Below are 23,721 nucleotides of genomic sequence, written 5' to 3'. Positions count from 1 at the left end.
GAGATCGGTAGGTCACCGGCTCCAGACCGGTTCGGGGTACCTGCCGGGCGCCGCAGGCGCGCCCCGGCGGCGCGGCCACGAGGGTCGGACAGAACCGGCACCGCCCGGGACCAGCCATCTGGAGTCTGCGCCCATAGGCCGCGCCTCCCGGCCGAGTCAGCCCATGGGCGCCGGCTGTGTAGTCTCTGGGGCATGGCTGCTCTTCCCGCGTGGTCCCCTGCCTACCTCCCCGTCAGGCCGGTGTGATGCGCCTGGACTCGCTGACCGGCTTGCGCTGGTGGGCGGCGTTCGCCGTCTTCTGCTACCACATGATGAGCTTCGCGCCCGTGCCCGGCCTCGGAGCCGTCGCACGTTTCGGCAACCACGGCGTCGCCTTCTTCTTCCTGCTCTCCGGCTTCGTGCTCACCTGGTCCGCCGGCATCTCGGGCACGACGGTCGCCAACTTCTACTGGCGGCGCTTCGCCCGCATCTACCCGGCCCACGTCCTCGCCCTGCTCGTGGCGGTCCCCGTGTTCTACTCAGTGACGTCAGTGACGCCGGATCCCAGCCAGTTCTGGGTCAAGCCCTTCGCCGTCGTGCCGCTGCTGCTGTCCCTGACGCTGCTCCAGAGCTGGTTCAAGGAGCCGAGCATCCTCTTCTCCGGCAACCCGGCCGCCTGGACGCTCGGCGTCGAGGCCTTCTTCTACGCCCTCCACCCCTGGCTGAGCCGCCTGCTGGTCCGGGTCTCGCGGCGCGGGGCTCTGCTCGCCCTGGGCGCCGTCACCGCCGTCGTCGTGCTCCATCGCGTCGTCGTGATCCGCGACCCCTCGGGCCTCCTGGCCGACCTGCCCATCCCCGTGGCCCGCCTTGAGGAGTTCGTCATGGGCATGGTGGTGGCCCGCCTCGTCCAGCTCGGCGCCGGCAGGCGGATCCGCCCCTGGATGGGGTACACGACCATTGCCGTCTTCGTCACCTGGTCCGCGCTCTCCCGCTGCTACGGGTGGGCGGATCCCTGGTCCGTCTGGGCCCGGAACCTGGAGCTGCAGATTCTCGCGGTCCTCTTCGCGCTGACCATCCTCGGGGTCGCCAACAACGACCTCGCCCGGAGGCGGTCCTGGCTGCGCCACCGGGTCCTGGTGACCCTGGGGACGTGGTCCTTCGCCTTCTACCTCGTGCACGCCACCGTCATGTACGCGGTGAGCGGCGCTGTCGGGCTCCGGCCCATGTCCGTGGAGAACCTCTGGTAGTACCCGGTGGTCTTCGCGGCGGCCCTGGCGACGGCGTGGGCCCTCTACCGCTTCGTCGAGCATCCCGTGGAACGGCGACTGCGGCACTGGGGGAACGCGCACCTGGGCTGACGGCGGGCCGCCGGCACCCGGCCTGACCGTCGGGCCGGTGCGAGCCCCGGCCCCCGTCTCACCTCAGGCGGGGGAACTCCTCCAGGGAGAACACCGACTCCACGGGCACGTCGAAGTACCGGGCGATGCGCAGCGCCAGGTGGAGGGAGGGGGCGTACTCTCCGCGCTCCAGGTAGCCCACCGTCTGGTAGTGCACGCCCAGCGCCTCGGCCAGCTCGCGGCGGCTGACCCTGCGGTCGGCGCGCAGGACGGCGATCCGGTTGTGGATGCTCTCCCCGGCCATCACAGGCCCGACTGCGAGCGGATGGTGGACTGCATGCGGGACAGGGCGCCGATGCTCTCCCTGCGGAAGGAGCGGCGGATGACCGCGGGCGCCGCCGCGAAGCCGACGACGGCCCAGGCCGCCAGGACTCCTGCGGCCAGGGCCGGGGCGAAGGCGCCGCCGACCTCCCAGGCGGGGTCGCCCGCCAGCGCCCACCGGGTCAGGTGCCCCGACCAGTACGTGGGCAGGACGAGCTGGACCCCCCGGGCCCAGCCCGGCAGCCAGGCCAGGGGGAAGAAGGAGCCGCTGGTGACGACGAGGGCGAAGACGACCAGGTAGGCGACCATCATGCTGTAGACGCCCCGGACCAGGGCGCCCGCGAGGAAGCCCAGGGGGGCCGCGGCGACGGCGGACAGTGCGATGAGCGGCAGGCAGGTCAGGACCTGGGGCGCGTTCACGGGCAGGGCGGTGACGAAGACCATCATTCCGACGAGCATGGCCGCCTGGATCACAATGGTCTGCACAATGGTGGAGGCGGCTTTGCCGATCGCCCACGTCAGGGGGCCGTGGGGCAGGATCCGCACCCGCAGCAGGGCGCCGCCGACGCGGTCGGTGTAGGTCTCCCCGAGGATCTGCATGGTGGCGAAGCAGCCGAACGCGCCGATGCTGCCGGCGACGAGCATGGGGCCGAACGCCGTGCGCGCGTCGACGGCCCCGTCGCTGAGCCTGCCGACCAGGATGACGGGGACGATTGCGAGCAGCAGCGAGACGGCCCCCGTCCCCAGGATGACCGGCCGCAGGTCGCCGGCCGCCTGACGGGCGGCCGCACGCAGGATCGCGGGGACGGTGCGCATACTCATGACTGCTCCTCCTTGCTCACCAGGGCGAGGTAGGTCTCCTCCAGGGTGGGGCGGGTGACGGTGAGACCGGTGATGGCGCCCAGGTCGAGCTGGGCCAGGAAGCGCTCGGGGGCGGCGGTGGCGTGGACGTGGTGCTCGCCGTCCTGGACCCAGGTGACCTCGGCGTCGTGGCTCAGGCGCTCGCGCAGCTCGGTCACCGAGCCGTCGGCGACGACGCGCCCCCGGCTCATAATGAGCACGCGCGAGGTGATGCGCTCGGCCTCGGCCAGGTCGTGGGTGGTCATGAGGACGGTGGCGTTGTCGTCGTCGACGTGCTGGAGGATGAGGTCGTGCAGGTGGGTCTTGGAGGCCGGGTCCAGGCCCGTGGTCGGCTCGTCGAGGACGAGGAGCTCGGGGCGGGCCATGAATGCCGCCGCGAAGTCGATGGTGCGCCGCTGCCCGCCCGACAGGCGGGACAGGCGGGAGGCCGCCTTGCCGGCCAGCCCGACGGCGTCGAGCGCCTCGGCGACGCTCATGGCGCCGGGGGAGGCGGTCAGCTGCATGGCGCGGATCCACTCCAGCTGGTCGGTGACCCGCCACTTGGCGTGGTCGGTCCAGTTCTGCTGGACCAGGCCCACGCGCGCCCAGAAGGCTGCGCCCGCCCGGCGCGGGTCGGTCCCCAGGACCCGGACCGAGCCGGCGGTGGGGGCCAGGGAGCCCAGCAGGTTCTCCACCAGGGTCGTCTTGCCGACCCCGTTGGGGCCCAGCAGGCAGACGACCTCGCCGGCCTCGACCGACAGGGTCAGGCCCCGCAGGACCGGCTCCGCCCCGTAGGAGAACTCGAGGTTCTCTGTAGTGATGACGGGCAATCTGAACCTCCTCAGTATCTCCTCAGTAGTCCTGCCATTATATATAGTACTTATGCTACAAGTTGGCGAAGAGGTTCGCTACTTCTTGTGCTCATCCGCACCGCGCCCGCCCCTCGTCCGTGCGCCCGCCCGGTCGGCGGGCACCGGCCCGCGGGGCGGCGCGTCCTGACGCGCGCCGCGTCGTGCGGTAGTGTCGTCCTCGTGCGAGCGACCACGCGCCCGGAGGCGAGCCTCCTGCTTAGTCGCCGCGGCGGGGCCTGACCGAGGCCGGCACCCCGACCGCGGCTCATTCGCGTTGCCAGCCGACGGGGGACGCGCCCACCCTGCGGCGCCTCCCGAGCAGAGCGCCACCCCTAGGAGAAGATCATGCGCACCGCCCGCCCCGCACCCCAGCAGCCCTCCGGAATGCCCTTCGGCAAGTACGTCCCCTTCCTCGACACGGTCGACACCGACCTGCCCGACCGCACCTGGCCCACCAGGCGCATCACCCGCGCCCCCCGCTGGCTGACCACCGACCTGCGCGACGGCAACCAGAGCCTCATCGAGCCCATGGACCCGGACGCCAAGCGCGCGATCTTCGACCTGCTGGTGGCCATGGGCTTCAAGGAGATCGAGGTCGGCTTCCCCGCCGCCTCCCAGACCGACTACGACTTCGTGCGCTCGCTGGTGGACGACGACGCCATCCCCGCCGACGTCACCATCTCAGTGCTCACCCAGTCCCGCGGCGACCTCATCGACCGCACGCTGGACGCCTGCGTCGGCATGCCGCGCGCCACCGTCCACCTCTACAACGCCCTGTCGCCGCTGTTCCGCGGGATCGTCTTCCGCATGGGCCGCGACGACATCCGCGAGCTCGCCGTGGACGGCACCCGCCAGGTCATGGCCCGGGCCGAGAAGGTCCTCACCGAGGAGACGGTCTTCGGCTTCGAGTACTCCCCGGAGATCTTCGTGGACACCGAGCGCGAGTACGCCCTGGAGGTCTGCGAGGCCGTCATGGGCGTGTGGCAGCCCGAGGACGACCGCGAGATCATTATCAACCTGCCCGCCACCGTCGAGCGCGCCACCCCCAACGTCTACGCCGACCAGATCGAGTGGATGAGCCGCAACCTGCCCCACCGGGAGCACGTGTGCCTGTCCCTGCACAACCACAACGACCGCGGCTCCGGCGTGGCCGCCGCCGAGCTCGGCCTGCTGGCCGGGGCCGACCGCGTCGAGGGCTGCCTGTTCGGCCACGGCGAGCGCACCGGCAACGTCGACCTGGTCACCCTGGCCCTCAACCTCTTCAGCCAGGGCGTGGACCCCATGCTCGACATCTCCGACATCGACGAGATCCGCCGCACCGTCGAGCGCGCTACCGGCATGGACGTGCCCCCGCGCACCCCCTACGTCGGCGAGCTCGTCTACACATCCTTCTCCGGCTCCCACCAGGACGCCATCAAGAAGGGCTTCCTGGCCCGGGCCAAGCAGGTCGAGGCCAAGATGGCCGAGGGACTCGACGCCGAGGCCGCGGAGGCCGCCGTGCCCTGGTCCATGCCCTACCTGCCCATCGACCCGCACGACGTCGGCCGCTCCTACGAGGCGGTCGTGCGCGTCAACTCCCAGTCCGGCAAGGGCGGGGTCGCCTACCTGCTCAAGCAGGTCCACAACCTCGACCTGCCGCGCCGCCTCCAGATCGAGTTCTCCAGGATCGTCCAGCGCCACGCCGACACCTACGGCGGCGAGGTGGACGCCCGCAGCATGTGGTCGATCTTCACCGACGAGTACCTGCCGGCGGCCGCCGCGCCCGACGCCGAGCTGCCCGCCTGGGGGCGCTTCTCGCTCAAGGGCGCCACGCTGACCGCCGCCAGCGAGGGCGAGGCGATCCTCACCGTGACGATCGCCGACGGGCCGGAGCGCAGGCTCCTGACCGCCTCCGGCAACGGCCCGCTCGACGCCTTCGTCGCGGCCCTGGAGCAGACCGGCGTACGCGTGCGCATCCTCGACTACGTCGAGCACGCGCTCAGCGAGGGGCGCGACGCCAGGGCCGCCTCCTACGTCGAGTGCGAGGTCGACGGGCAGGTCCTGTGGGGCGTGGGCATCGACCCGTCGATCACCACGTCCTCCTTCAAGGCCGTCATCTCCGCGGTCAACCGCGCGCTGCGCTGAGGGGGCTCGACCGGGGTGCGGGGCGGGGGCGCCCGATGACGAGCAGGCTCTACCGGGACGAGGCCGTCGTCCTGCGCACCTACAGGCTGGGGGAGGCCGACCGCATCGTCGTCATGCTCACCCGCTCCCACGGGCAGGTGCGCGCCGTCGCCAGGGGAGTGCGCCGCACGACCTCGCGCTTCGGCGCGCGCCTGGAGCCCTTCTCCATGATCGACGTCCAGCTCCACCGCGGGCGCAGCCTGGACGTGGTCGCCCAGGTCGAGACGCTGCACCCCTTCGCGCGCGCCATCATGGGCGACTACGCCGTGTTCACCTGCGCCTCCACCATGGTCGAGACGGCCGAGCGGCTCACGCAGGACGACGGCGACCTGGGCACCACCGACTCCCCCCAGCAGCACCTCCTGCTCTACGGGGCCCTGTCCGCCCTCGCCCGCAGGCGCCACGCGCCGGGGCTCGTCCTGGACTCCTACCTGCTGCGCGCCCTGGCCCTGGCCGGGTGGGCGCCGTCGTGCTACGACTGCGCCCGCTGCGGCGCCCCCGGGCCGCACGCCGCCTTCCACGTCCAGACGGGCGGGGCGGTGTGCGCCGTCTGCCGGCCCGCGGGCTCCGTCGACGTCGAGCCCGCCGCCATGGCGCTGCTCGGCGCGCTGCTGAGCGGCGACTGGGGCGTGGCCGACGCCTCCGGCGGGCGGGAGCGCGCCCAGGCCTCCGGGATCGTGTCGGCATACTTGACCTGGCACCTGGAGCGCCGTCTGCGCTCCCTCTCCCTCGTCGAAAGGGCCTGATGTGACCGATCAGCCTTCCACCGCGCCGGACCCGGCGCCCTCCGGCGGCCGTGTCGCCCTGCACCGGCCGGGCCTGACCCCGCCGGACCTGCCGGCCCAGGCGGTTCCCGCCCACGTCGCCTGCGTCATGGACGGCAACGGGCGCTGGGCCAACGCGCGCGGCCTGGCCCGCACCGAGGGGCACCGCGTGGGGGAGACGACCATGATGGACGTCATCGCCGGCGCCGTCGAGATCGGGATCGAGGAGCTGAGCGTCTACGCCTTCTCCACCGAGAACTGGAGGCGCTCGCCGGCCGAGGTCCGCTTCCTCATGGGCTTCACCCGGCAGGTGCTGCGCGCACAGACCGACGACCTGCTCGCCTGGGGCGTGCGCGTCAACTGGGTGGGGCGCGAGCCCCGCCTGTGGAAGTCGGTCCTGTCCGAGGTGCGCCGCTCCGAGCGCATCACCGCGGGCAACGAGGCCCTCGTGCTCAACATGTGCCTGAACTACGGTGGGAGGGCCGAGATCGCCGACGCCGCCCGCGCCATTGCCGAGGAGGCGGCCGCCGGGCGCCTCAAGGCCTCGGCGGTGAGCGAGCGCACCGTCCAGCGCCACCTCTACTCGCCCGCCATGCGCGACGTGGACCTGCTGATCCGCACCGGCGGGGAGCAGCGCACGAGCAACTTCCTCATGTGGGAGGCGGCCTACGCCGAGCTGTACTTCTCGCCCCTGCCCTGGCCGGAGTTCGACCGGACCCAGCTGTGGCGGGCCTGCCAGGCCTACGCGAGCCGCGACCGGCGCTTCGGCGGCGCCGTCGACCGGGTCGCCGGCGCCTGACGCGCGGCGACGCGGCCTCGACCGCGGCTCGCGGGGCGGCGGCCTACTTCTCGGCCCGGCCGGCGCCGGGCTCGGTCGAGCAGCTGGAGCACAGCCCGAAGAACTCCGCCGTGTGCTCCATCTGGGTGAAGCCGTGGGCGGCGGAGACGGAGGTGATCCAGTCCTCCAGCTCGCCCCCGCTGACCTCGACCGTGCGGCCGCAGGAGCGGCACACGATGTGGTGGTGGTGCTCGGGCCTGTGGCAGCGCCGGTAGAGCGTCTCGCCCTCGGCGTTGCGCACCTGGTCCACCTCGCCGGCCTCGGCCATGGCCGTCAGGTTACGGTAGACCGTGGCCAGCCCCACCCTGGTGCCCTCGGCCTCCAGGGCGGCGTGTATCTGCTGGGCGGAGCGGAACTCCTCCGTGCGCTGAAGGATGTCGGCCACCGCCGCGCGCTGCCAGGTCGCCCTGGGGCGCGCCGCGGTGGAGCCTGCGGTGCTGCGGGTCATGGTCATGACTGTGCCTCCTGTGCCGGGGCCTCATCGGTTGGTCGGGCGGTCTGCGCCGGACGGCCCCCGGGCCGGGGCGGGCGGGGCCGATGGCGGCAGCGGGCGTGCCGGCGCGGGCCGCAGGCGTGCCCACAGGCGCACCAGCAGGTGGACCAGGGCGGTCGTCACCGCCACCACAGCGTACAGGCCGACGAGCAGGACCACGATCATGGCGCCCGAGGACGCCGACACCACGTAGGTGATCAGCAGGCCGGTCACGCAGACGACGACGCCGATCCCCATGGACAGCCGCATGGTCACGACGAAGGAGCGGGACAGCAGCTGGGCGGTGGCGACCGGCACGATCATGACCGCGGAGACCAGCAGCGCGCCCACCACCCGCATGGACACCGAGACGGTCAGGGCGGCGACCACGGCGATGGTCACATTGAGCACGCCGGTGGGCAGGCCGATGGAGCGGGTGAACTCCTCGTCGTGGCACAGGGCGAACAGGGGGCCCCGCAGGCCGAGCCCCACGAGCAGGATGACGGCGGCCAGAACAATGGTGAACCAGGCGTCGGACACGGAGACGGTGACGATCGACCCGAAGAGGTAGCTGGTGAGGTTGGTGGTCGTGCCTCCCGCGATCTTGATGAGGATGACGCCGCCGGCGATGCCGCCGTAGAACAGGATGGCCAGGGCGACATCGCCGCGGGTCCGCCCGTAGGAGCGGATGAGCTCGATGAGGATCGCGCCGAGGACGCTGACGACGATCGCGCCGGGGACCGCCCAGGCGTCGTGCGGGGAGACATTGGCCGCTGCGCCGGCGATCCAGCCCAGGGCCACGCCGGTCAGCGCGATGTGGCCGATGCCGTCGCCCAGGAGGGCGAGCCCGCGCTGGACGAGGTAGGTGCCGATGACGGGGGCGGACAGCCCCACGAGGACGGCGACGATGAGCGCGCGCTGCATGAGCGGGCTCTGGAGCATCTCGCTGTAGGCGGCGAACAGGTCGCTCATGGGCGCTCTCCGCGGCGTTCGGATCCGGGGGGCGAGGGGACGCGGGTGGTGAGCGTCGGCGCGTGGTGGACCACGGGCGCGGCCCGGCCGTGCGGGTGCCCGTGCTCGCAGTCGTCGAGGCGGTCGTGGCCCACGACGTCGTGCCGGGCGGGGTCGTGCCGCAGGGGGGCGAGGTCGCGGGCGGGGCCGTCGAAGGAGACCCGCCCCTCGTCCAGGACGACGGCGCGCCTGACGACGTCGCTCAGCTCGCCCATCTCGTGCAGCACGGTGATGAGCGTGAGTCCCGTCTCGTGCAGTGAGGTGAGGATCTCGGCGAGGGCCCGGCGCGAATCGCGGTCGATGCCGGCCAGGGGCTCGTCGAGGACGAGCAGCTCCGGGTCCCGCACGAGGGCGCGGGCGATGAGGACGCGCTGGGCCTGGCCCCCGGAGAAGACCTGGACGTGGTCGCGGGCGCGGTGGGCCAGCCCGACGGACTCCAGAGCAGCCATCGCCCGCTCGTGGGCGCGCCGGCCGCGGTCGGCGAAGGGGCGGCGCGGGCCCAGCAGTCCTGAGCGCACGACCTCCAGGGCGGTTGCGGGCACGCCGGAGGCGGCTGCGACGCGCTGGGGCACGTAGCCGATCCGGTTCCAGGGCACGCGCGAGCGGTGCTCGACGTCGTGGCCGAACAGGCGCACGCTGCCCGTGCGGATCGGGTTGAGGCCGAGGATCGCCTTGACCAGGGTCGACTTGCCCGAGCCGTTGGCGCCCAGAAGCGCCACCGACTCGCCGCCGGCCACGGTCAGGTCGATGCCGGAGAGGATGAGGGCCGAGCCGAGCACGACCGACAGGCCGGTCACGACGACGGGCGGCGCCGGGGCGGAGCCGGTGGGCCGGGCCCCGGCGCCGCCCGCTGTCGGGGCCCCGCCCGGGCGCGCGGACGACGCCGCCCGGCCCCGCCCGGACGGCGTCGTCCGCTCATCCCCGCCAGAGGCGGAGGGAGGATCGGAGGTCATGGGTTCCCTGCCCTGCGCGGAGACGTCACTTGCAGGCCAGCGCCGTGCGCAGCGCCTCAAGGTTGTTGGACATGGCGCCGGCGTAGTCAGCGCCTTCCGGAGCGGACTCGATCGGGCTGAGAACGGCGGTGGTGGCGCCGGTCTCGCCGGCGACCGTGTCGGCGACCTCGGTGGACAGGAGCTCCTCGGTGAAGATCGTGGTGGAGCCGGTGTCCTTGACAGCCTTCTTGGCCGCGGCGATCTCGGCGGCGCTCGGCTCGGACTCGGGATCGATGCCGGAGATGGAGACCTGGGTGAGCCCGTAGCGGTCGGCGAGGTAGCCGAAGGCGGCGTGGGAGGTGATGAAGGTCTTGCGCTCGCACTGGGTGAGGCCGCCCTGGTAGGAGGAGTCCAGCCCGTCGAGGGTGGAGGTCAGGGAGTCGAGGTTGGTCTTGTAGTCGTCGGCGTTGTCGGGGTCGGCGGCGGCCAGGGCCTCCTCGATGGCGGTGGCGGCGGACTTCATGCGGACCGGGTCGAGCCAGAAGTGCGGGTCGAGGGATCCCGCATCATGGTCGTGGCCCGCGTGGCCCTCGTGGCCGGCCTCGCCGGTGGCGCCGCCGGTGGCCTCGTCTCCGTGCTCGTCCTCGTCCTCGACGCCCTCGTGGTGCCGGAGGTCGACCTTGTCGGACAGGTCGACCACCGTCGGGCCGTTGACCTGGCTGACCGCCTTGTCGAGCGAGGGCTGGAAGCCCGAGACGTAGGCGACCAGGGAGGAGCCCTCCAGGGTGGAGATGACCTCCTTGCCGGACAGGTCGTAGTCGTGGGGCTCGGCGTTGGTGGGCGTCAGGCTGGTGACGCTGACGTGGTCGCCGCCGATGGTCTCGGTCAGGTACTGGATCGGGTAGAAGGAGACCGACACCGACAGGGCGCCCGAGGCGTCCTTCGGGGCGCCGGAGCCGGAGGACTCCGGGGACAGGGCCGAGCAGGCGGTCAGGGACAGGCCCAGTGCTGCTGCGGCGACAGCGGACAGGACGCGGCGGGCGACGGGAACGTTCATGAGCGCCATTGTCAAGGCGATAATGATTCTCGTCAAGCTGTGCTGTCGCCGCGGATCCGAGTGTGACGCGTCAGACTCGAAGACGCCTCCGGCCGCCCGTCCGAGGAGCGGGGCGGCCGCGGCCGTAGGATGGCCGTATTCTTTCCCAGTTCGTTCCCGACTCGTTCCCACCAACCAGGTGCGGACAACGACGACATCAGGAGACACTACGGTGGCACAGACCCCCTCCGCGCTCGAGCGCGTGATCAACCTGGCCAAGCGCCGCGGCTTCGTCTTCCCCTGCGGGGAGATCTACGGCGGGACCCGCTCGGCCTGGGACTACGGGCCGCTCGGCGTCGAGCTCAAGGAGAACATCAAGCGCCAGTGGTGGCAGTACATGGTCCGCTCCCGCGACGACGTCGTCGGCCTGGACTCCTCGGTCATCCTGCCGCGCGAGGCGTGGGTCGCCTCCGGGCACGTGAGCGCCTTCACCGACCCGCTCGTGGAGTCCCTCCACACCCACAGGCGCTACCGCGCCGACGAGCTCATCGAGGCCTACGCCGAGCGCAAGGGCCTGGACCCCGACGCCGTCCGGCTGGACGACGTGCCCGACCCGGTCACCGGCCAGGCCGGGGCGTGGACCGAGCCGCGCGCCTTCTCCGGCCTGCTCAAGACCTACCTCGGCCCCGTCGACGACGAGGCCGGCCTGCACTACCTGCGCCCCGAGACCGCCCAGGGCATCTTCATCAACTTCGTCAACGTCATGAGCGCCGCCCGCAAGAAGCCCCCCTTCGGCATCGGCCAGGTCGGCAAGTCCTTCCGCAACGAGATCACGCCGGGCAACTTCATCTTCCGCACCCGCGAGTTCGAGCAGATGGAGATGGAGTTCTTCTGCGAGCCGGGCACGGACGAGCAGTGGCACCAGTACTGGATCGACCACCGCAGGGCCTGGTACGTGGACCTGGGCATCAGCGAGGGCAACCTGCGCCTGTACGAGCACCCCAAGGAGAAGCTCTCCCACTACTCCAAGCGCACCGTGGACCTGGAGTACCGCTTCGGGTTCTCCGGCGGCGAGTGGGGCGAGCTGGAGGGCATCGCCAACCGCACCGACTTCGACCTGACCACCCACGCGAAGCACTCCGGCAAGGACCTGTCCTACTTCGACCAGACGAGGAACGAGCGATGGGTGCCCTACGTCATCGAGCCCGCCGCGGGCCTGACCCGCTCGCTCATGGCCTTCCTGGTGGAGGCCTACACCGAGGACGAGGCCCCCAACACCAAGGGCGGGGTGGACAAGCGCATTGTCCTCAGGCTCGACCCGCGCCTGGCCCCCGTCAAGGCCGCCGTGCTGCCGCTGAGCCGCAAGGAGGAGCTCACCGGCCCCGCCCGGGAGCTGGCCGCGCGCCTGCGCCGCAGCTGGAACGTGGACTACGACGACGCCGGCGCCATCGGACGCCGCTACCGCCGCCAGGACGAGGTGGGGACGCCCTTCTGCCTCACCTACGACTTCGACTCCCCGGACGACGGCGCCGTCACGGTGCGCGACCGCGACACCATGACCCAGGACCGCGTCCCGCTCGACGGCGTGGAGCGCTACCTCGCCGAGCGCCTCATCGGCTGCTGACGCCGGCCCGGGACGGCGCCGACCCGTCCGCGGCCCTGGCGCCCCGGTCCCCGCAGGGCCACGGCGCCGCCCGCTGACCCGCTTCGCCGCTGCGCCTCCGTCCCGCCTCCGCGTTGCTCCGCGTGCGCGCCCGCGGTTCGGACCATCATGGACCCATGACGAGCGAGGAGACTCCCGTGCCCCCATCCTCAGCGCACACGACCCCGGCCCATCACCCCCATTCCTCCACGTCTTCCCATGGCCACAGCCACGGCGACGTGGCCGTGCCCGCGCACGAGCGGCGGCGTGCGCGGATCGTGCTGACCGCGATCGTCGTCCCCATCATTATCGCCACCCTCGTCGGCCTGGTGGTGCTGTGGCCCGGGAAGAGCTCGCTGGTCGGCTCCCAGCCCTTCGGGGCGGAGGGGACCAGCCTGGAGACCGCCACCATCACCTCCAAGTCGGTCGCCGACTGCCAGGGGGCGGTCCAGTCGCTGGGCGACGCCTCCACGGGAGGGCTGCTCACCGACGCGGTGTGCGCCCGCATCACCTCGGGCAAGGGCAAGGGCCTCGTCCTGCCGGTCCACGTGCCCGCCGAGTCCATGAGCGCCGCCGACGTCGGCGACGGGATGCGCGTCATGTACACCCCGGCCGCCGTGACCTCGGGCACGCCCTACGTGTTCGTGGACTACCAGCGCCAGACCCCCGTGCTGGGGCTGGCGGTCGTCTACCTCGTGCTGGTGGTGGCCGTGGCCGGCCGCAAGGGCATCCTCAGCGCCCTGGGCCTGGTCCTGGCGACGGCGGTGCTCGTGTTCTTCATGATCCCCGCCCTGCTGGACCTCGCCTCGCCCATGTGGGTGACGCTGGTGGGCGCCAGCGCCATGATGCTGCTGGCGGTCTACATCGCCCACGGCGTCTCGGTGCGCACGACCACCGCCCTGCTGGGCACGATCGTGGGCGTGGTCATCACCGTCGCGCTGTCCCTGTGGGGCGTGGGGGCGGCCAACCTGACGGGGGCGACCGAGGAGACCTCGGTGACCCTGGCCGCGGCCGTGCCGGGGCTGAGCCTGCGGGCGCTGCTGACCTGCGGCATGGTCATCGCCGGCCTCGGCGTGCTCAACGACGTCACCATCACCCAGGCCTCGGCCGTGTGGGAGCTGCACGCCGCCAACCCGGCGCTCAGCCGGGTGCGCCTGTTCACCGGCGGCATGCGCATCGGGCGCGACCACATCGCCTCGACCGTCTACACCCTCGCCTTCGCCTACGCGGGGACCGCGCTGCCGCTCATCCTGGCGGCCTCGCTCATCGACCGCTCTATGATCGACACCGTGCTCTCGGGCGAGATCGCCGAGGAGATCGTCCGCACGCTGGTGTCCTCCATCGGACTGGTGCTGGCGATCCCGGCGACCACGGCGGTCGCCGCGCTCCTGTGCCGCACGACCCCGGTGGACGACGTCGCCGAGCCCGCCCCGCGGCGGGCCCGCCACCGGGCGCGCTCCCCGTACCCCGGGGCCGGGCGCTGACAGGACGCCGGGAGGGCGCCGGGGACGGGGCTCAGCCCCCGGAGGCGTCCGACTCCGCATCCAGCAGGAGCCGCCTGTGCTCCTCGCTGAGACAGGGGGAGTCGAGCCAGCCGTCGGGCAGGTGCGGGCGCCTGGGCGAGCCGGCCCGGCCGCGGGGCCCCTCGACCGTCTCGCCCGGGTAGGGCACCGCCTCGGGCAGCCGGGCGCGCATCGCCGCCAGCGCCTCGTGCAGGCCCGCCAGTGTGCTCACGTGCACGAGATCGTCGCGCGCCCGCCCGCCCACGGGGTAGCCCCTGAGGTACCAGCCCACGTGCTTGCGCAGGTCCCGCACGCCCCGCTCCTCGCCCATCTCGGCGGCCAGCAGCCGCCCGTGCTCCTCGACGACGGCGATGACCTCGTCCAGGTCGGGGCGGGTGCGCGCCGTCGAGCCGTGGAGGGCGGCCACAATGTCCGCGAAGAGCCACGGGCGCCCCTGGCAGCCGCGCCCCACCACGACGCCGTCGCAGCCGGTGGCGCGCATCATCTCCAGCGCATCGTCCCCGGTCCAGATGTCCCCGTTGCCGAGCACCGGCAGGCTCGTGGCCTCCTTGAGCCTGGCGATCGCCTCCCACCTCGCCCTGCCCGCGTAGTGCTGGCGGGCCGTGCGGCCGTGCAGGGCGATCGCCGCCACGCCGGCGTCCTCCGCCGCGCGCGCGACATCCAGGAAGGTCTCGTGGTCCTCGTCGATGCCGATGCGGGTCTTGACGGTCACCGGCACGGCGCGCTCGCGGCGGGCCGCCCGCACGGCCCGCTCGCCGGCGCGCACGGTCTCGCGCAGGATCGCCGCCAGCAGGTCCCTCTTCCACGGCAGGGCCGCGCCCCCGCCCCTGCGCGTGACCTTGGGCGCCGGGCAGCCGAAGTTCAGGTCGATGTGGTCGGCCAGGTCCTCCTCGACCAGGATCCGCACCGCTGCGCCCGCGACCGCCGGGTCGACCCCGTAGAGCTGGATGGAGCGCACCCGCTCGCCGGGGTCGGAGCGCACCATGGCCAGGGTCTTCTCGTTGCGCTCCACCAGGGCGCGCGTCGTGACCATCTCGGTGGCGTACAGGCCCGCGGGCGCGATCAGGCCCCCGCCCGCAGCCGGCACCGCGCCGTCGTGCGCGGGGCGCAGCGCGGCGGGCAGCGCGGACTCTCCCGCCAGGCGGCACAGGCGCCGGAAGGACGCGTTGGTCACCCCCGCCATCGGGGCGAGCTCGACGGGCGTGGCGACCTCGATCGGACCGATGCGCAGCGGCGCAGCGCCCGCCCGGCCCCCGTCGGACGGCGCGGGGGGCGGGGCGGCGGAGGTCTCGAGGGTCACCGGGCCATGCTGGCACACGGCCGGCGCGGGACGGCGCGCGCCGCGGGCCGTGGGGCGTCTCGTAGGCTTGTGCCCGTGAGCATCCCGCACGCCTCGCCGTCGAGCGCCCGATCGGTCCTGGTCACCGGGGCGTCGCGGGGAATCGGCCGCGCCGTCGCGGCCGCCTTCGCCGCTGCCGGGGAGCGGGTGGCCGGCCTGTCCCGCTCCGGCGACGCGCCCGACGGCGTCGTGGGCATGAGCGTCGATGTGACCGATACCTCCGCCCTGCGGCGGGCGGTGGCGCGCGCCCGCATGCTGCACGGCCCGATCGAGGTCCTCGTGGCGTGCGCCGGAGCCAGCCGCGACGCCCTGGCCATCCGCAGCCCTGAACCGGTGTGGGCCGACACGATCGCGGTCAACCTCACCGCCGCCTTCACCTCCGCCTCCGCCGTCCTGCCGGACATGCTGCGCGCCCGGCGCGGCCGCATCGTGCTGGTCTCCTCCGTCGTCGCGGCCCGCGGCGGCACTGGGCAGGCCGCTTACGCCGCCTCCAAGGGCGGGGTCGAGGGGCTGACGCGGGCCCTCGCCCGCGAGGTCGCCTCCCGCGGGGTGGGCGTCAACGCCGTCGCGCCCGGCTTCGTGGACACCGGCATGACCGCGGGACTGTCCCAAGAGGCGCGCGCCGCGCACCTGGCCGCCATCCCCATGGGGCGTCTGGCGGCGCCCCGGGAGGTTGTCGCCCCCATCCTCTTCCTGGCCTCGTCGGAGGCCTCCTACGTCACCGGCACCGTCCTGGGCGTCGACGGCGGCATGGGCATGGGGCGCTGAGCGCCGAGGCGCCCGCGGGAGGGCGCGGCTCCCGTCCGCCGCGGGACGGGCCGCGCTCGCAAGACGGTTGTGAGGCGCGGGGCACGCCGGCTGACGTCGCACGGGCCGCGTGCGTGCCGTAGGGTTGCGGTGTGACGACTGAGAAGCTCGGGAAGACCCTGGTCCTGGTCCGCCACTCCAAGGCGTCCCATGACGCGCCCACCGACCTCGAGCGCCCGCTGACCTCCAAGGGCCGCACGCTGGCGGACAGGCTGGCCCGCTCACTGGGCAGGCGCCTGGGCCATCTCGACCTCCTGCTCGTGTCGCCCGCCGCGCGCGCCAGGCAGACCGCCCGCCCCGTGCAGCAGCGTCTTGAACCGGCCGAGATCCGCGTCGAGCCGGAGATCTACCACAACGGAGCCTTGAAGATCCTCGATCTGCTGACTCCGCTGCCCGAGGCCACGAGCACGGTGGTCCTCGTCGGCCACGAGCCCACGGTCTCGATCCTGGCCCACATGCTTCACGACGCTGACGACGACCTGGCCGCCCAGGCCTCCTTCGGGGTGCCCACGGCCACGGCGCTGATGCTCACCGTCCTGGGCCCCTGGACGGACCTCGCCCCCCAGGGGGCCCACCTGACCGAGATCGTCACCGCGCCGCGCTGACAGGCGCCGAGGATCGGACGCCGCGGCACCGGTTTTTCAGGGCAGCAGGTCGAGCACGGCCGCCAGGTCGCGCACGTGCACGGCGGCGTCGGCCTGCTCGACGACGACCGGCTTGGCGCAGAAGGCGATCCCCAGGCCCGCCGCGGCGATCATGCCCAGGTCATTGGCGCCGTCCCCCACGGCGACGACGCGTTCCATGGGCACGCCATCGGCCTCGGCCCAGGCGCGCAGGCGGCGAACCTTCTCCTCCCGGTCCACGATCCGTCCCAGCACCCGGCCTGTCAGCACGCCGTCGCAGGCCTCCAGACGGTTGGCCGCCACGTGATCGATCCCCAGACGGTCGGCCAGGGGCGCCACGACCTCCTCGAAGCCGCCCGAGACGACCCCCACCCGGCAGCCGCGGGCGTGCAGCGTATTGATGAGCGTCCTCGCCCCCCGGGTCGGCCTCGCCTCGGCCCGGACCTGAGACAGGACCTTCTGCGGAAGCCCGGCCAGGGTGGCCACGCGCTCGCGCAGGGACGCGGCGAAGTCCAGCTCCCCGCGCATCGCCCGCGCGGTGATCTCGGCGACCTGCCCGCGGGTGCCCGCGTGCTCGGCGATGAGCTCGATGACCTCCTGCTCGATGAGCGTGGAGTCCACGTCCATGACCAGCAGGCCGGGCCCGGCCAGGGGGCCCGCGGCCCGGGTGCCGGAGACCCGCGGGCCCGCAGCGTGCTGCCTGTCGGTCTGCTCATCAGCCATGGGCCGATGCTAGACGACCGATTCCAGCGGGGTGCGGGGCCGGTTGAGTGGAGCGGGGCGCGGCCGCCCCCTCCGTCGGGACCGGTTCACTTCCGCACCGATCTCGGTGCGGAAGTGAACCGATCTCGGTGCGGAATACGACCGATCTCGGCTAAGGGGGCGGTGGCCAGAACGCCGCCGCCCCGGTACCGAGACGGCCCGAGGCGGCGGCGCAGGCGGGTTCGCGGGCCGGTCAGCGGGCGACCTTCTGCCCCTTGGCCACGACGGTGATGCCGGACTCGGTCACGGTGAAGCCGCGCTCGCGGTCGCGCTCGGCGTCGATGCCGACCATGGCGCCCTCCTCGACGACCACGTACTTGTCGAGGATGGCGCGGCTGACGACCGTGTTGCGCCCGACGTTGACCCCGTCCATGAGGACGGACTCGCGCACCGAGGACCAGGAGTTCACCCGCACGCCCGGGGACAGCACCGAGGAGATGACCTCGCCGCCGGACACGATGACGCCGGGGGAGACGATCGAGTCGACTGCGTGGCCGAGGCGCTCGTGGTGCCCGTAGACGAACTTGGCCGGAGGCATGGAGTTCGTGTAGCCGGCGAACAGCGGCCACCGGTCGTTGTACAGGTTGAACACCGGGGTGACCGAGATCAGGTCCTGGTGGGCCTCGTAGAAGGCGTCCACCGTGCCCACGTCGCGCCAGTAGTCGCGGTCCCGGTCGGTGGCGCCGGGGACGTCGTTGTCCTTGAAGTCGTAGACGCCGGCGGAGCCCTGGCCCACGAACCACGGGACGATGTTGCCGCCCATGTCGTGCTTGGAGTCCTCGTCGGCGGCGTCGACCGTCACGGCCTGCGAGAGGGCGTCGGCGTCCATGATGTAGTTGCCCATGGAGGCCAGGATCTCGTCGGGGGAGTCGGGCAGGCCCGGGGTGTCCTTGGGCTTCTCGACGAAGGCCTTGATCTTCCTGCGGTCCTCGGGGTCGGTCTCGATCACGCCGAACTGGTCCGCCAGGGAGCGCGGCTGGCGGATGCCCGCCACGGTGCACGGCAGGCCCGAGGCGATGTGGTGGTCCAGCATCTGGGAGAAGTCCATGCGGTAGATGTTGTCCGCGCCGGTGATGACGACGTAGTCGGGCCGCTCGTCGTCGAGCAGGTTCAGCGACTGGTAGATGGCGTCGGCGGACCCCAGGAACCAGTGCTTGCCCACACGCTGCTGGGCGGGCACCGGGGCGATGTAGTTGCCCAGCATGTCCGACATGCGCCAGGTCTTGGAGATGTGGCGGTCCAGCGAGTGCGACTTGTACTGGGTCAGCACCACGGCCTTGAGGAAGCCGGAGTTGATCATGTTCGACAGTGAGAAGTCGATGAGGCGATAGATCCCGCCGAAGGGCACGGCCGGTTTGGCGCGGTCGACCGTCAAGGGCATGAGGCGCTTGCCTTCGCCGCCGGCGAGAATGATTGCAAGAACACGAGGGGAAGCCATGGGGCCACCTTACGTGACCCGAGCCACCCTGTGGGGCGAATCGCACGATGTTCCTCACATGTTTCCCGAGGAGCGGACCGCGGGCCCGGGCCGGGAGCCGCCGGGGGCCGAGCGGCGGTCGAAGGCCCTGCCCGGCGGCCGGCGCGGCGCGGCACGGGTATCGAATGGCGCAAACCGCCCCATCGGCGGCGCAAAGCCGATACCGTCGGACGTGGGACGGCTCACGTTCCGCGAGCCCGCCCCACCCCGGACCAGCCACCAGATTCACACAGCGCGCAGGGGCGCGAGCGAGGAGACGCAACCCATGAGGGTCGACCTGCTGACCAAGGAATACCCACCCTTCATCTACGGCGGGGCCGGAGTCCACGTCAACGAGCTGGCCAAGGTGCTCCGCCCGCTGGCCGACGTGCGCGTGCACGCCTTCGGCGGACCCCGCGAGCCCGGCACCGAGGGCGCGGACCCGGGCGTGATCGGCTACCCGGAGGTCGCCGAGCTCGACGGCGCCAACGCGGCCCTGAAGACCTTCGGCGTCGACCTGGAGATGGTCCCCGGCGTCGAGGGCGCCGACATCGTCCACTCCCACACCTGGTACGCCAACCTGGCCGGGCACCTGTCCGGTCTGCTCTACAGCATCCCGCACATCCTGTCCGCCCACTCCCTGGAGCCGATGCGCCCGTGGAAGGCCGAGCAGCTCGGCGGCGGCTACGCCCTGTCCTCCTGGGCGGAGCGCCAGGCCTACGAGGGGGCGACCGCCGTCATCGCCGTCTCCCGCGGCATGCGCGAGGACATCCTGCGCTCCTACCCGCAGGTCGACCCCGAGCGGGTCAAGGTCGTCCACAACGGCATCGACCTGGACGCCTGGGCCCGGCCCACCGACGCCGACTGGGAGGCGGACAGCCAGAAGGTCCTGGAGCACTACGGCATCGACACCTCCCGGCCCACGGTGGTCTTCGTCGGGCGCATCACCCGCCAGAAGGGCCTGCCCCACCTGCTGCGGGCCGTCGAGAAGTTGCCCGCCGAGATCCAGGTCGTCCTGTGCGCTGGCGCCCCCGACACCGCGGAGATCAAGGCCGAGGTCGACTCCCTCGTGGCCGGCCTCCAGGCCAAGCGCACCGGCGTCATCCTCATTGAGGAGATGCTCCCGCACCGCCAGCTCCAGGCCATCCTGGGCGCCTCCGACGTCTTCGTGTGCCCGTCGGTCTACGAGCCCCTGGGCATCGTCAACCTGGAGGCCATGGCCATGGGGCTGCCCGTGGTCGGCTCGGCCACCGGCGGCATCCCGGACGTCATCGTCGACGGCGAGACCGGCCTGCTGGTCCCCATCGACCAGGTGCAGGACGGAACCGGCACGCCGATCGACCCCGAGCGCTTCGTGACCGACCTCGCCGAGCGCCTGGCCGCGGTGGCCACCGACGAGGCCAAGGCCAAGAAGATGGGGGCCGCCTCCCGCAAGCGGGTGGAGGAGCACTTCGCCTGGACGGCGATCGCCGAGCGGACCATGGAGGTCTACCGCTGGGCCCTGGACAACGGCTGAGCCCGGTCCCGCGGCAGGGGGCCGCCGCCGTCGTCACGACTGCCGCGGCCCCCACCACTCGGTCGCGGCCGCGACCCCGCGGCGCGCCGTCGTCAGCAGCGGGCGCAGCACCTGCGCGCGGCGCCCGGCCTGGAGGGCCGTCGCCGAGGCGCCGTCGTCGGCCAGGGCCAGCTCGCAGATCGCCGCCAGCCGCAGCGAGCGCTCCAGCAGGGTGCGGCGCCTGGCGTCCAGGGACGGCGGGAGGAGGCGCGGGTCGATCACCGCGGTCACCAGGTCGGTGAGGGTGTCGGCGAGGTCGGGGCGCTCGCGGGCGAGGTCCAGCTCGGTGAGGGCGTCGATCGCCTCCTGCGTGGCCGCGTGGACGTCCCGGCGGGCCTGCCCGGCGTCGAGCGGAGGCGGAGGAGTCAGCAGCTCCTCGGCCCGCCACACCGCGCTCGTGCCGGCCCCCTCCGGGATGAGCAGCACCCTGCGGCCGGTGGTCGCCTCGAGCAGGACGCACTCGCCGGCGTCGACGGCGGCGGCCAGGCCGGGCAGCGGATCGGCGGGGGAGACGAGCGCCGCGCAGGCCCGCCCCAGCGAGCCGAAGGCCGTCAGCCACCGCTCCAGCGGCAGCCGCCCCAGCCCCCACGGGGAGGCCGAGTCATCGACCTCATGAGCGCCGTCGGGGCCCTCGACGACGGCGGTGCCGCGGGAGGAGGGCAGAGGCGCCCACAGGGCCAGGACGACGGATGCGGGCAGGTCGAAGAGGCTCACGGCGCTGCACCCTAGCCGCTGCGGCGGCGACCGTGCCCCGCGACAGTCTGCGGCCGTGGACGTGGGACTCAAGTCACCCTTGCACGATAGGGTAGGGCCCATGACCACCGTGCTCCGCCTCGACGACGTCTCGCTCCACCGTGGGACCACGCAGATCCTCGCCCACATGAGCTGGGGCGTCGAGGAGGGGCAGCACTGGGTGCTGCTGGGGCCCAACGGGGCCGGGAAGACCACCGTCTGCCGCATCGCCGCGGCGCGCCTGTTCCCCTCCTCGGGGACGGTCGAGGTCCTGGGCGAGCGGATGGGGCGCGTGGACGTCTCCGAGCTCCATCCCCGCATCGGCCTGTGCTCCTCGGCCCTGGCCGGCCGGGTCCTGGGGGGAGAGCCCGTGCTGAGCATCGTGCTGTCCGCCTCCTACGGGCGCATCGGCGTGTGGCGCGAGGCGTACGACGAGTTCGACATCGAGCGCGCACGCGCCCTGCTGGATGCGCTCGGCGCCGGCGAGCTGGCCGGGCGCGCCTGGGCCACCCTGTCCTCCGGGGAGCGCAAGCGGGTCGAGATCGCCCGCGCGCTCATGCCCGACCCCGAGCTCCTCATCCTGGACGAGCCCGCCGCGGGCCTCGACGTCGGCGGCCGCGAGCAGCTGCTGGCCGCCCTGACCGATATCATCTCCGGACCGGGGGCGCCGCTGATGCTCATGGCGACCCACCACCTCGAGGAGATCCCGACCGGCTTCACCCACGCCCTCGCGCTGCGCGGCGGCCAGGTGGTGGCCGCCGGCCCCCTGCCCGAGGTCCTCACCGGCCCCGTCATGTCGGCGACCTTCGGCCTGCCGCTGGAGATCGGCCAGGACCGCGGCCGCTACACCGCGCGCGGGGTCCCCGCCGGCCCCACGGGCCGGCACACCGCCTGAGCCACGGCTCGGGCGTCGCATCTCACACTAGGAGGAATCCAATGGCTTGGCTCTGGTGGCTTGGCGCATCCCTGGTGATGGGCGTCGTTGAGACGCTCACCGTTGACCTGACGTTCCTCATGCTCGCAGGCGGAGCGCTCGGGGGCGCCGCCGCGGCCGCCCTCGGCGGCCCCCTGTGGGTCCAGGCCCTCGTCTTCGCCATCGTCTCGGTGCTCCTCCTGGTGGCCGTCAGGCCCTGGGCGAGGCGCCGCCTGACCAGGGGGTCACCCGACGCGCGGACCAACGCCGAGGGCCTCATCGGGCGCGAGGCCGTCGCGCTGACGGCCGTGGACGCCCACGGGGGGCGCGTCCGCCTGGGCGGCGAGGAGTGGAGCGCCCGCCTGTCCAAGGAGAACGGCGGGGTCTCGCGCCTGAGCGTGGGCGATCCCGTGCGCGTGACCGACATCGACGGCGCCATCGCCGTGGTGGCTCCGGCGGGAGCCCCCGCAGGCGCGCAGCCGGCGTGAGCCAGGGACACCGGGTGAACGGTGCGCCGGACGCCCCGGGGCGGGCGGGCCGTCGTGCGCGGGCGCCGGCCTCCCGGTCCGACTCGGACCCGATCAGCATGACAGACCATTCCAACCACGTCAGGAGACATCTCGCGTGAACGACTTCGCCATTGTCCCGATCATCATCCTTCTGCTGCTGGCGCTGTTCATCGTCATCGCCATCTTCCGCGCGGTGCGGATCGTCCCGCAGTCCTACGCGATCATTGTGGAGCGGCTGGGGAAGTTCCAGGCCGAGTACGGCGCCGGCATGCACTTCCTCATGCCCTTCATCGACCGCGTGCGCAATACGGTGGACCTGCGCGAGCAGGTGGTCTCCTTCCCGCCGCAGCCGGTGATCACCTCCGACAACCTCGTGGTGTCCATCGACTCGGTCATCTACTACCAGGTGACCGACCCCATGCGCGCCACCTACGAGATCTCCAACTATCTGCAGGCCATCGAGCAGCTGACCGTCACCACGCTGCGCAACGTCATCGGCGCCATGGACCTGGAGCAGACGCTGACCAGCCGCGACCAGATCAACGGACAGCTGCGCGGCGTCCTGGACCAGGCGACCGGCCGCTGGGGCATCCGCGTGGGCAATGTCGAGCTGAAGTCCATCGACCCGCCCGCTTCCATCCAGGGCGCCATGGAGCAGCAGATGCGCGCCGAGCGCGACCGCCGTGCCGCGATCCTGACCGCCGAGGGCGTCAAGCAGTCCCAGATCCTGACCGCCGAGGGCGACAAGCAGTCCGCCATCCTGCGAGCCGAGGGCCAGGCCCAGTCCGCGATCCTCAAGGCCCAGGGCGAGTCCCGCGCCATCCTCCAGGTCTTCGACGCCATCCACCGCGGCAACGCCGACCCCAAGCTGCTGGCCTACCAGTACCTGCAGACCCTGCCCAAGATCGCCAACGGCAACAGCTCCAAGATGTGGATCGTCCCCACCGAGTTCACCGCCGCCCTGGACGGCATCGCCGGCGCGCTGGGCGGCAGGCCGCCGTCGGGCCCGGGCTCGAGCGCCTTCAGCTCCGGGTCGGACAACGTCAGGGTCGACCTGTCCGGCATGAGCTCCGGCCTCGACATCGCCTCCGACCTGGCGGCCACCAACCTCCAGACGCCCGAGGAGGCGCTGGCGCAGGCCCGCGGCGAGGCCGAGTCCGCCTCCCAGGAGGCGTCCGACGACCGCCCCTCGGAGGGCGCTCGCGGCCGCTACGGCTCCCGGCCGGGCGACGGCTACCCCCCGTCGATGCCGCCCACCAGCCACCGCGGCTGAGCCGCCTCGCTCACGCTGCTCGCGCCGGTCGCATTGATCAACG

General features: G+C 72.7%; 23 protein-coding genes. 12 read left to right on the top strand and 11 right to left on the bottom strand.

Going from position 1 to position 23,721, the window contains the following annotated elements:
- Positions 1-245 precede the first annotated feature (245 nt).
- Positions 246-1,226 (top strand): acyltransferase family protein, encoded by a 981-nt coding sequence (locus O145_RS00635; protein WP_052374440.1) that lies wholly within the window; start codon positions 246-248, stop codon positions 1,224-1,226.
- A 169-nt stretch (positions 1,227-1,395) separates the two neighbouring features.
- Here O145_RS00635 and O145_RS00630 read toward each other — a convergent pair whose 3' ends face one another.
- Genes O145_RS00630 through O145_RS00620 form a run of 3 tightly spaced genes read right to left on the bottom strand, consistent with a single transcriptional unit; the run spans position 1,396 to position 3,307 of the window.
- A complete protein-coding gene (locus tag O145_RS00630; protein ID WP_043558233.1) occupies positions 1,396-1,620 on the bottom strand; it encodes a helix-turn-helix transcriptional regulator in 225 nt (74 codons plus the stop codon).
- Positions 1,620-2,459, bottom strand: a complete 840-nt coding sequence (locus tag O145_RS00625) for an ABC transporter permease (RefSeq protein ID WP_043558230.1) — start codon at positions 2,457-2,459, stop codon at positions 1,620-1,622. The genes O145_RS00630 and O145_RS00625 overlap by 1 nt, the downstream gene beginning before the upstream one ends.
- Positions 2,456-3,307, bottom strand: coding sequence for an ABC transporter ATP-binding protein (locus tag O145_RS00620; RefSeq protein WP_043558226.1), 852 nt, complete (start codon positions 3,305-3,307; stop codon positions 2,456-2,458). The genes O145_RS00625 and O145_RS00620 overlap by 4 nt, the downstream gene beginning before the upstream one ends.
- A gap of 366 nt (positions 3,308-3,673) precedes the next feature.
- Between O145_RS00620 and leuA the strand changes: the two genes are divergently transcribed.
- Genes leuA through uppS form a run of 3 tightly spaced genes read left to right on the top strand, consistent with a single transcriptional unit; the run spans position 3,674 to position 7,054 of the window.
- Positions 3,674-5,452 (top strand): 2-isopropylmalate synthase, encoded by a 1,779-nt coding sequence (leuA, locus tag O145_RS00615; protein ID WP_043558223.1) that lies wholly within the window; start codon positions 3,674-3,676, stop codon positions 5,450-5,452.
- Between the two features lie 35 nt (positions 5,453-5,487).
- The gene (recO, locus tag O145_RS00610) at positions 5,488-6,237 is read left to right on the top strand and encodes a DNA repair protein RecO (RefSeq protein ID WP_043558222.1); all 750 of its coding nucleotides are present in this window, start codon (positions 5,488-5,490) and stop codon (positions 6,235-6,237) included.
- Between the two features lies 1 nt (position 6,238).
- Positions 6,239-7,054 carry a polyprenyl diphosphate synthase gene (uppS, locus tag O145_RS00605; RefSeq protein ID WP_043558219.1) on the top strand — a complete coding sequence of 272 codons (816 nt, stop codon included), beginning with the start codon at positions 6,239-6,241 and terminating at the stop codon, positions 7,052-7,054.
- A gap of 43 nt (positions 7,055-7,097) precedes the next feature.
- Here the strand turns inward: uppS and O145_RS00600 are convergent, their stop codons facing one another.
- The 4 genes from O145_RS00600 to O145_RS00585 are packed head-to-tail and all read right to left on the bottom strand — an operon-like array spanning position 7,098 to position 10,565.
- Positions 7,098-7,547, bottom strand: coding sequence for a Fur family transcriptional regulator (locus O145_RS00600; RefSeq protein ID WP_043558216.1), 450 nt, complete (start codon positions 7,545-7,547; stop codon positions 7,098-7,100).
- A 24-nt stretch (positions 7,548-7,571) separates the two neighbouring features.
- Positions 7,572-8,537 carry a metal ABC transporter permease gene (locus O145_RS00595; protein WP_052374438.1) on the bottom strand — a complete coding sequence of 322 codons (966 nt, stop codon included), beginning with the start codon at positions 8,535-8,537 and terminating at the stop codon, positions 7,572-7,574.
- Complete coding sequence (locus O145_RS00590; RefSeq protein ID WP_043558213.1) at positions 8,534-9,529, bottom strand: metal ABC transporter ATP-binding protein; 996 nt, start codon at positions 9,527-9,529, stop codon at positions 8,534-8,536. The genes O145_RS00595 and O145_RS00590 overlap by 4 nt, the downstream gene beginning before the upstream one ends.
- Before the next feature lie 25 nt (positions 9,530-9,554).
- Positions 9,555-10,565 (bottom strand): metal ABC transporter substrate-binding protein, encoded by a 1,011-nt coding sequence (locus tag O145_RS00585; protein WP_043558504.1) that lies wholly within the window; start codon positions 10,563-10,565, stop codon positions 9,555-9,557.
- Between the two features lie 211 nt (positions 10,566-10,776).
- Between O145_RS00585 and O145_RS00580 the strand changes: the two genes are divergently transcribed.
- Positions 10,777-12,168: a glycine--tRNA ligase gene (locus tag O145_RS00580; RefSeq protein ID WP_043558211.1), complete on the top strand. Its 1,392-nt coding sequence runs from the start codon at positions 10,777-10,779 to the stop codon at positions 12,166-12,168.
- A gap of 263 nt (positions 12,169-12,431) precedes the next feature.
- On the top strand, positions 12,432-13,670 hold the full coding sequence (locus O145_RS00575; RefSeq protein WP_411265933.1) for a YibE/F family protein: 1,239 nt from the start codon (positions 12,432-12,434) through the stop codon (positions 13,668-13,670).
- A 31-nt stretch (positions 13,671-13,701) separates the two neighbouring features.
- Here the strand turns inward: O145_RS00575 and dusB are convergent, their stop codons facing one another.
- Entirely contained in the window at positions 13,702-14,892 is a 1,191-nt protein-coding gene (gene dusB / locus O145_RS00570; protein WP_273165931.1) for a tRNA dihydrouridine synthase DusB, read from the bottom strand.
- 192 nt (positions 14,893-15,084) lie between these two features.
- On the opposite strand from dusB, the gene O145_RS00565 reads away from it, so the two are divergent.
- Both O145_RS00565 and O145_RS00560 read left to right on the top strand, forming a co-directional pair.
- On the top strand, positions 15,085-15,816 hold the full coding sequence (locus O145_RS00565) for an SDR family oxidoreductase (protein ID WP_043558206.1): 732 nt from the start codon (positions 15,085-15,087) through the stop codon (positions 15,814-15,816).
- 131 nt (positions 15,817-15,947) lie between these two features.
- Positions 15,948-16,460: a SixA phosphatase family protein gene (locus O145_RS00560; protein WP_043558203.1), complete on the top strand. Its 513-nt coding sequence runs from the start codon at positions 15,948-15,950 to the stop codon at positions 16,458-16,460.
- Positions 16,461-16,496: 36 nt separating this feature from the next.
- Here O145_RS00560 and serB read toward each other — a convergent pair whose 3' ends face one another.
- Together serB and O145_RS00550 are read right to left on the bottom strand one after the other, a co-directional pair.
- Positions 16,497-17,201 (bottom strand): phosphoserine phosphatase SerB, encoded by a 705-nt coding sequence (gene serB, locus O145_RS00555; RefSeq protein WP_043558201.1) that lies wholly within the window; start codon positions 17,199-17,201, stop codon positions 16,497-16,499.
- A 232-nt stretch (positions 17,202-17,433) separates the two neighbouring features.
- Positions 17,434-18,678 carry a glucose-1-phosphate adenylyltransferase gene (locus O145_RS00550; protein ID WP_043558198.1) on the bottom strand — a complete coding sequence of 415 codons (1,245 nt, stop codon included), beginning with the start codon at positions 18,676-18,678 and terminating at the stop codon, positions 17,434-17,436.
- 304 nt (positions 18,679-18,982) lie between these two features.
- On the opposite strand from O145_RS00550, the gene glgA reads away from it, so the two are divergent.
- The gene (glgA, locus tag O145_RS00545; RefSeq protein WP_043558195.1) at positions 18,983-20,212 is read left to right on the top strand and encodes a glycogen synthase; all 1,230 of its coding nucleotides are present in this window, start codon (positions 18,983-18,985) and stop codon (positions 20,210-20,212) included.
- A 33-nt stretch (positions 20,213-20,245) separates the two neighbouring features.
- On the opposite strand, the gene O145_RS00540 is transcribed toward glgA, so the two are convergent.
- Positions 20,246-20,965, bottom strand: a complete 720-nt coding sequence (locus O145_RS00540; protein ID WP_043558193.1) for a hypothetical protein — start codon at positions 20,963-20,965, stop codon at positions 20,246-20,248.
- A gap of 100 nt (positions 20,966-21,065) precedes the next feature.
- Between O145_RS00540 and O145_RS00535 the strand changes: the two genes are divergently transcribed.
- The 3 genes from O145_RS00535 (at position 21,066) to O145_RS00525 (ending at position 23,678) form a co-directional block, all read left to right on the top strand.
- Complete coding sequence (locus O145_RS00535; RefSeq protein ID WP_043558191.1) at positions 21,066-21,878, top strand: ABC transporter ATP-binding protein; 813 nt, start codon at positions 21,066-21,068, stop codon at positions 21,876-21,878.
- Positions 21,879-21,919: 41 nt separating this feature from the next.
- A complete protein-coding gene (locus O145_RS00530; RefSeq protein WP_043558189.1) occupies positions 21,920-22,384 on the top strand; it encodes an NfeD family protein in 465 nt (154 codons plus the stop codon).
- Between the two features lie 136 nt (positions 22,385-22,520).
- Positions 22,521-23,678 carry an SPFH domain-containing protein gene (locus tag O145_RS00525; protein WP_043558186.1) on the top strand — a complete coding sequence of 386 codons (1,158 nt, stop codon included), beginning with the start codon at positions 22,521-22,523 and terminating at the stop codon, positions 23,676-23,678.
- The last annotated feature ends 43 nt before the right edge of the window (positions 23,679-23,721 follow it).

This window comes from Actinomyces israelii DSM 43320, assembly GCF_000711965.1.
Classification (GTDB): domain Bacteria; phylum Actinomycetota; class Actinomycetes; order Actinomycetales; family Actinomycetaceae; genus Actinomyces; species Actinomyces israelii.
This window is presented reverse-complemented; position numbering and strand designations above follow the sequence as displayed.

Bases quoted from the DNA above. Each gene is read 5' to 3' on its own strand.
- O145_RS00635 (WP_052374440.1), top strand. From the start codon at position 246: ATGCGCCTGGACTCGCTGACCGGCTTGCGCTGGTGGGCGGCGTTCGCC.
- O145_RS00630 (WP_043558233.1), bottom strand. From the start codon at position 1,620: ATGGCCGGGGAGAGCATCCACAACCGGATCGCCGTCCTGCGCGCCGAC.
- O145_RS00625 (WP_043558230.1), bottom strand. From the start codon at position 2,459: ATGAGTATGCGCACCGTCCCCGCGATCCTGCGTGCGGCCGCCCGTCAG.
- leuA (WP_043558223.1), top strand. From the start codon at position 3,674: ATGCGCACCGCCCGCCCCGCACCCCAGCAGCCCTCCGGAATGCCCTTC.
- recO (WP_043558222.1), top strand. From the start codon at position 5,488: ATGACGAGCAGGCTCTACCGGGACGAGGCCGTCGTCCTGCGCACCTAC.
- O145_RS00600 (WP_043558216.1), bottom strand. From the start codon at position 7,547: ATGACCATGACCCGCAGCACCGCAGGCTCCACCGCGGCGCGCCCCAGG.
- O145_RS00595 (WP_052374438.1), bottom strand. From the start codon at position 8,537: ATGAGCGACCTGTTCGCCGCCTACAGCGAGATGCTCCAGAGCCCGCTC.
- O145_RS00590 (WP_043558213.1), bottom strand. From the start codon at position 9,529: ATGACCTCCGATCCTCCCTCCGCCTCTGGCGGGGATGAGCGGACGACG.
- O145_RS00585 (WP_043558504.1), bottom strand. From the start codon at position 10,565: ATGAACGTTCCCGTCGCCCGCCGCGTCCTGTCCGCTGTCGCCGCAGCA.
- dusB (WP_273165931.1), bottom strand. From the start codon at position 14,892: ATGGCGGGGGTGACCAACGCGTCCTTCCGGCGCCTGTGCCGCCTGGCG.
- serB (WP_043558201.1), bottom strand. From the start codon at position 17,201: ATGGCTGATGAGCAGACCGACAGGCAGCACGCTGCGGGCCCGCGGGTC.
- O145_RS00550 (WP_043558198.1), bottom strand. From the start codon at position 18,678: ATGGCTTCCCCTCGTGTTCTTGCAATCATTCTCGCCGGCGGCGAAGGC.
- glgA (WP_043558195.1), top strand. From the start codon at position 18,983: ATGAGGGTCGACCTGCTGACCAAGGAATACCCACCCTTCATCTACGGC.
- O145_RS00535 (WP_043558191.1), top strand. From the start codon at position 21,066: ATGACCACCGTGCTCCGCCTCGACGACGTCTCGCTCCACCGTGGGACC.
- O145_RS00530 (WP_043558189.1), top strand. From the start codon at position 21,920: ATGGCTTGGCTCTGGTGGCTTGGCGCATCCCTGGTGATGGGCGTCGTT.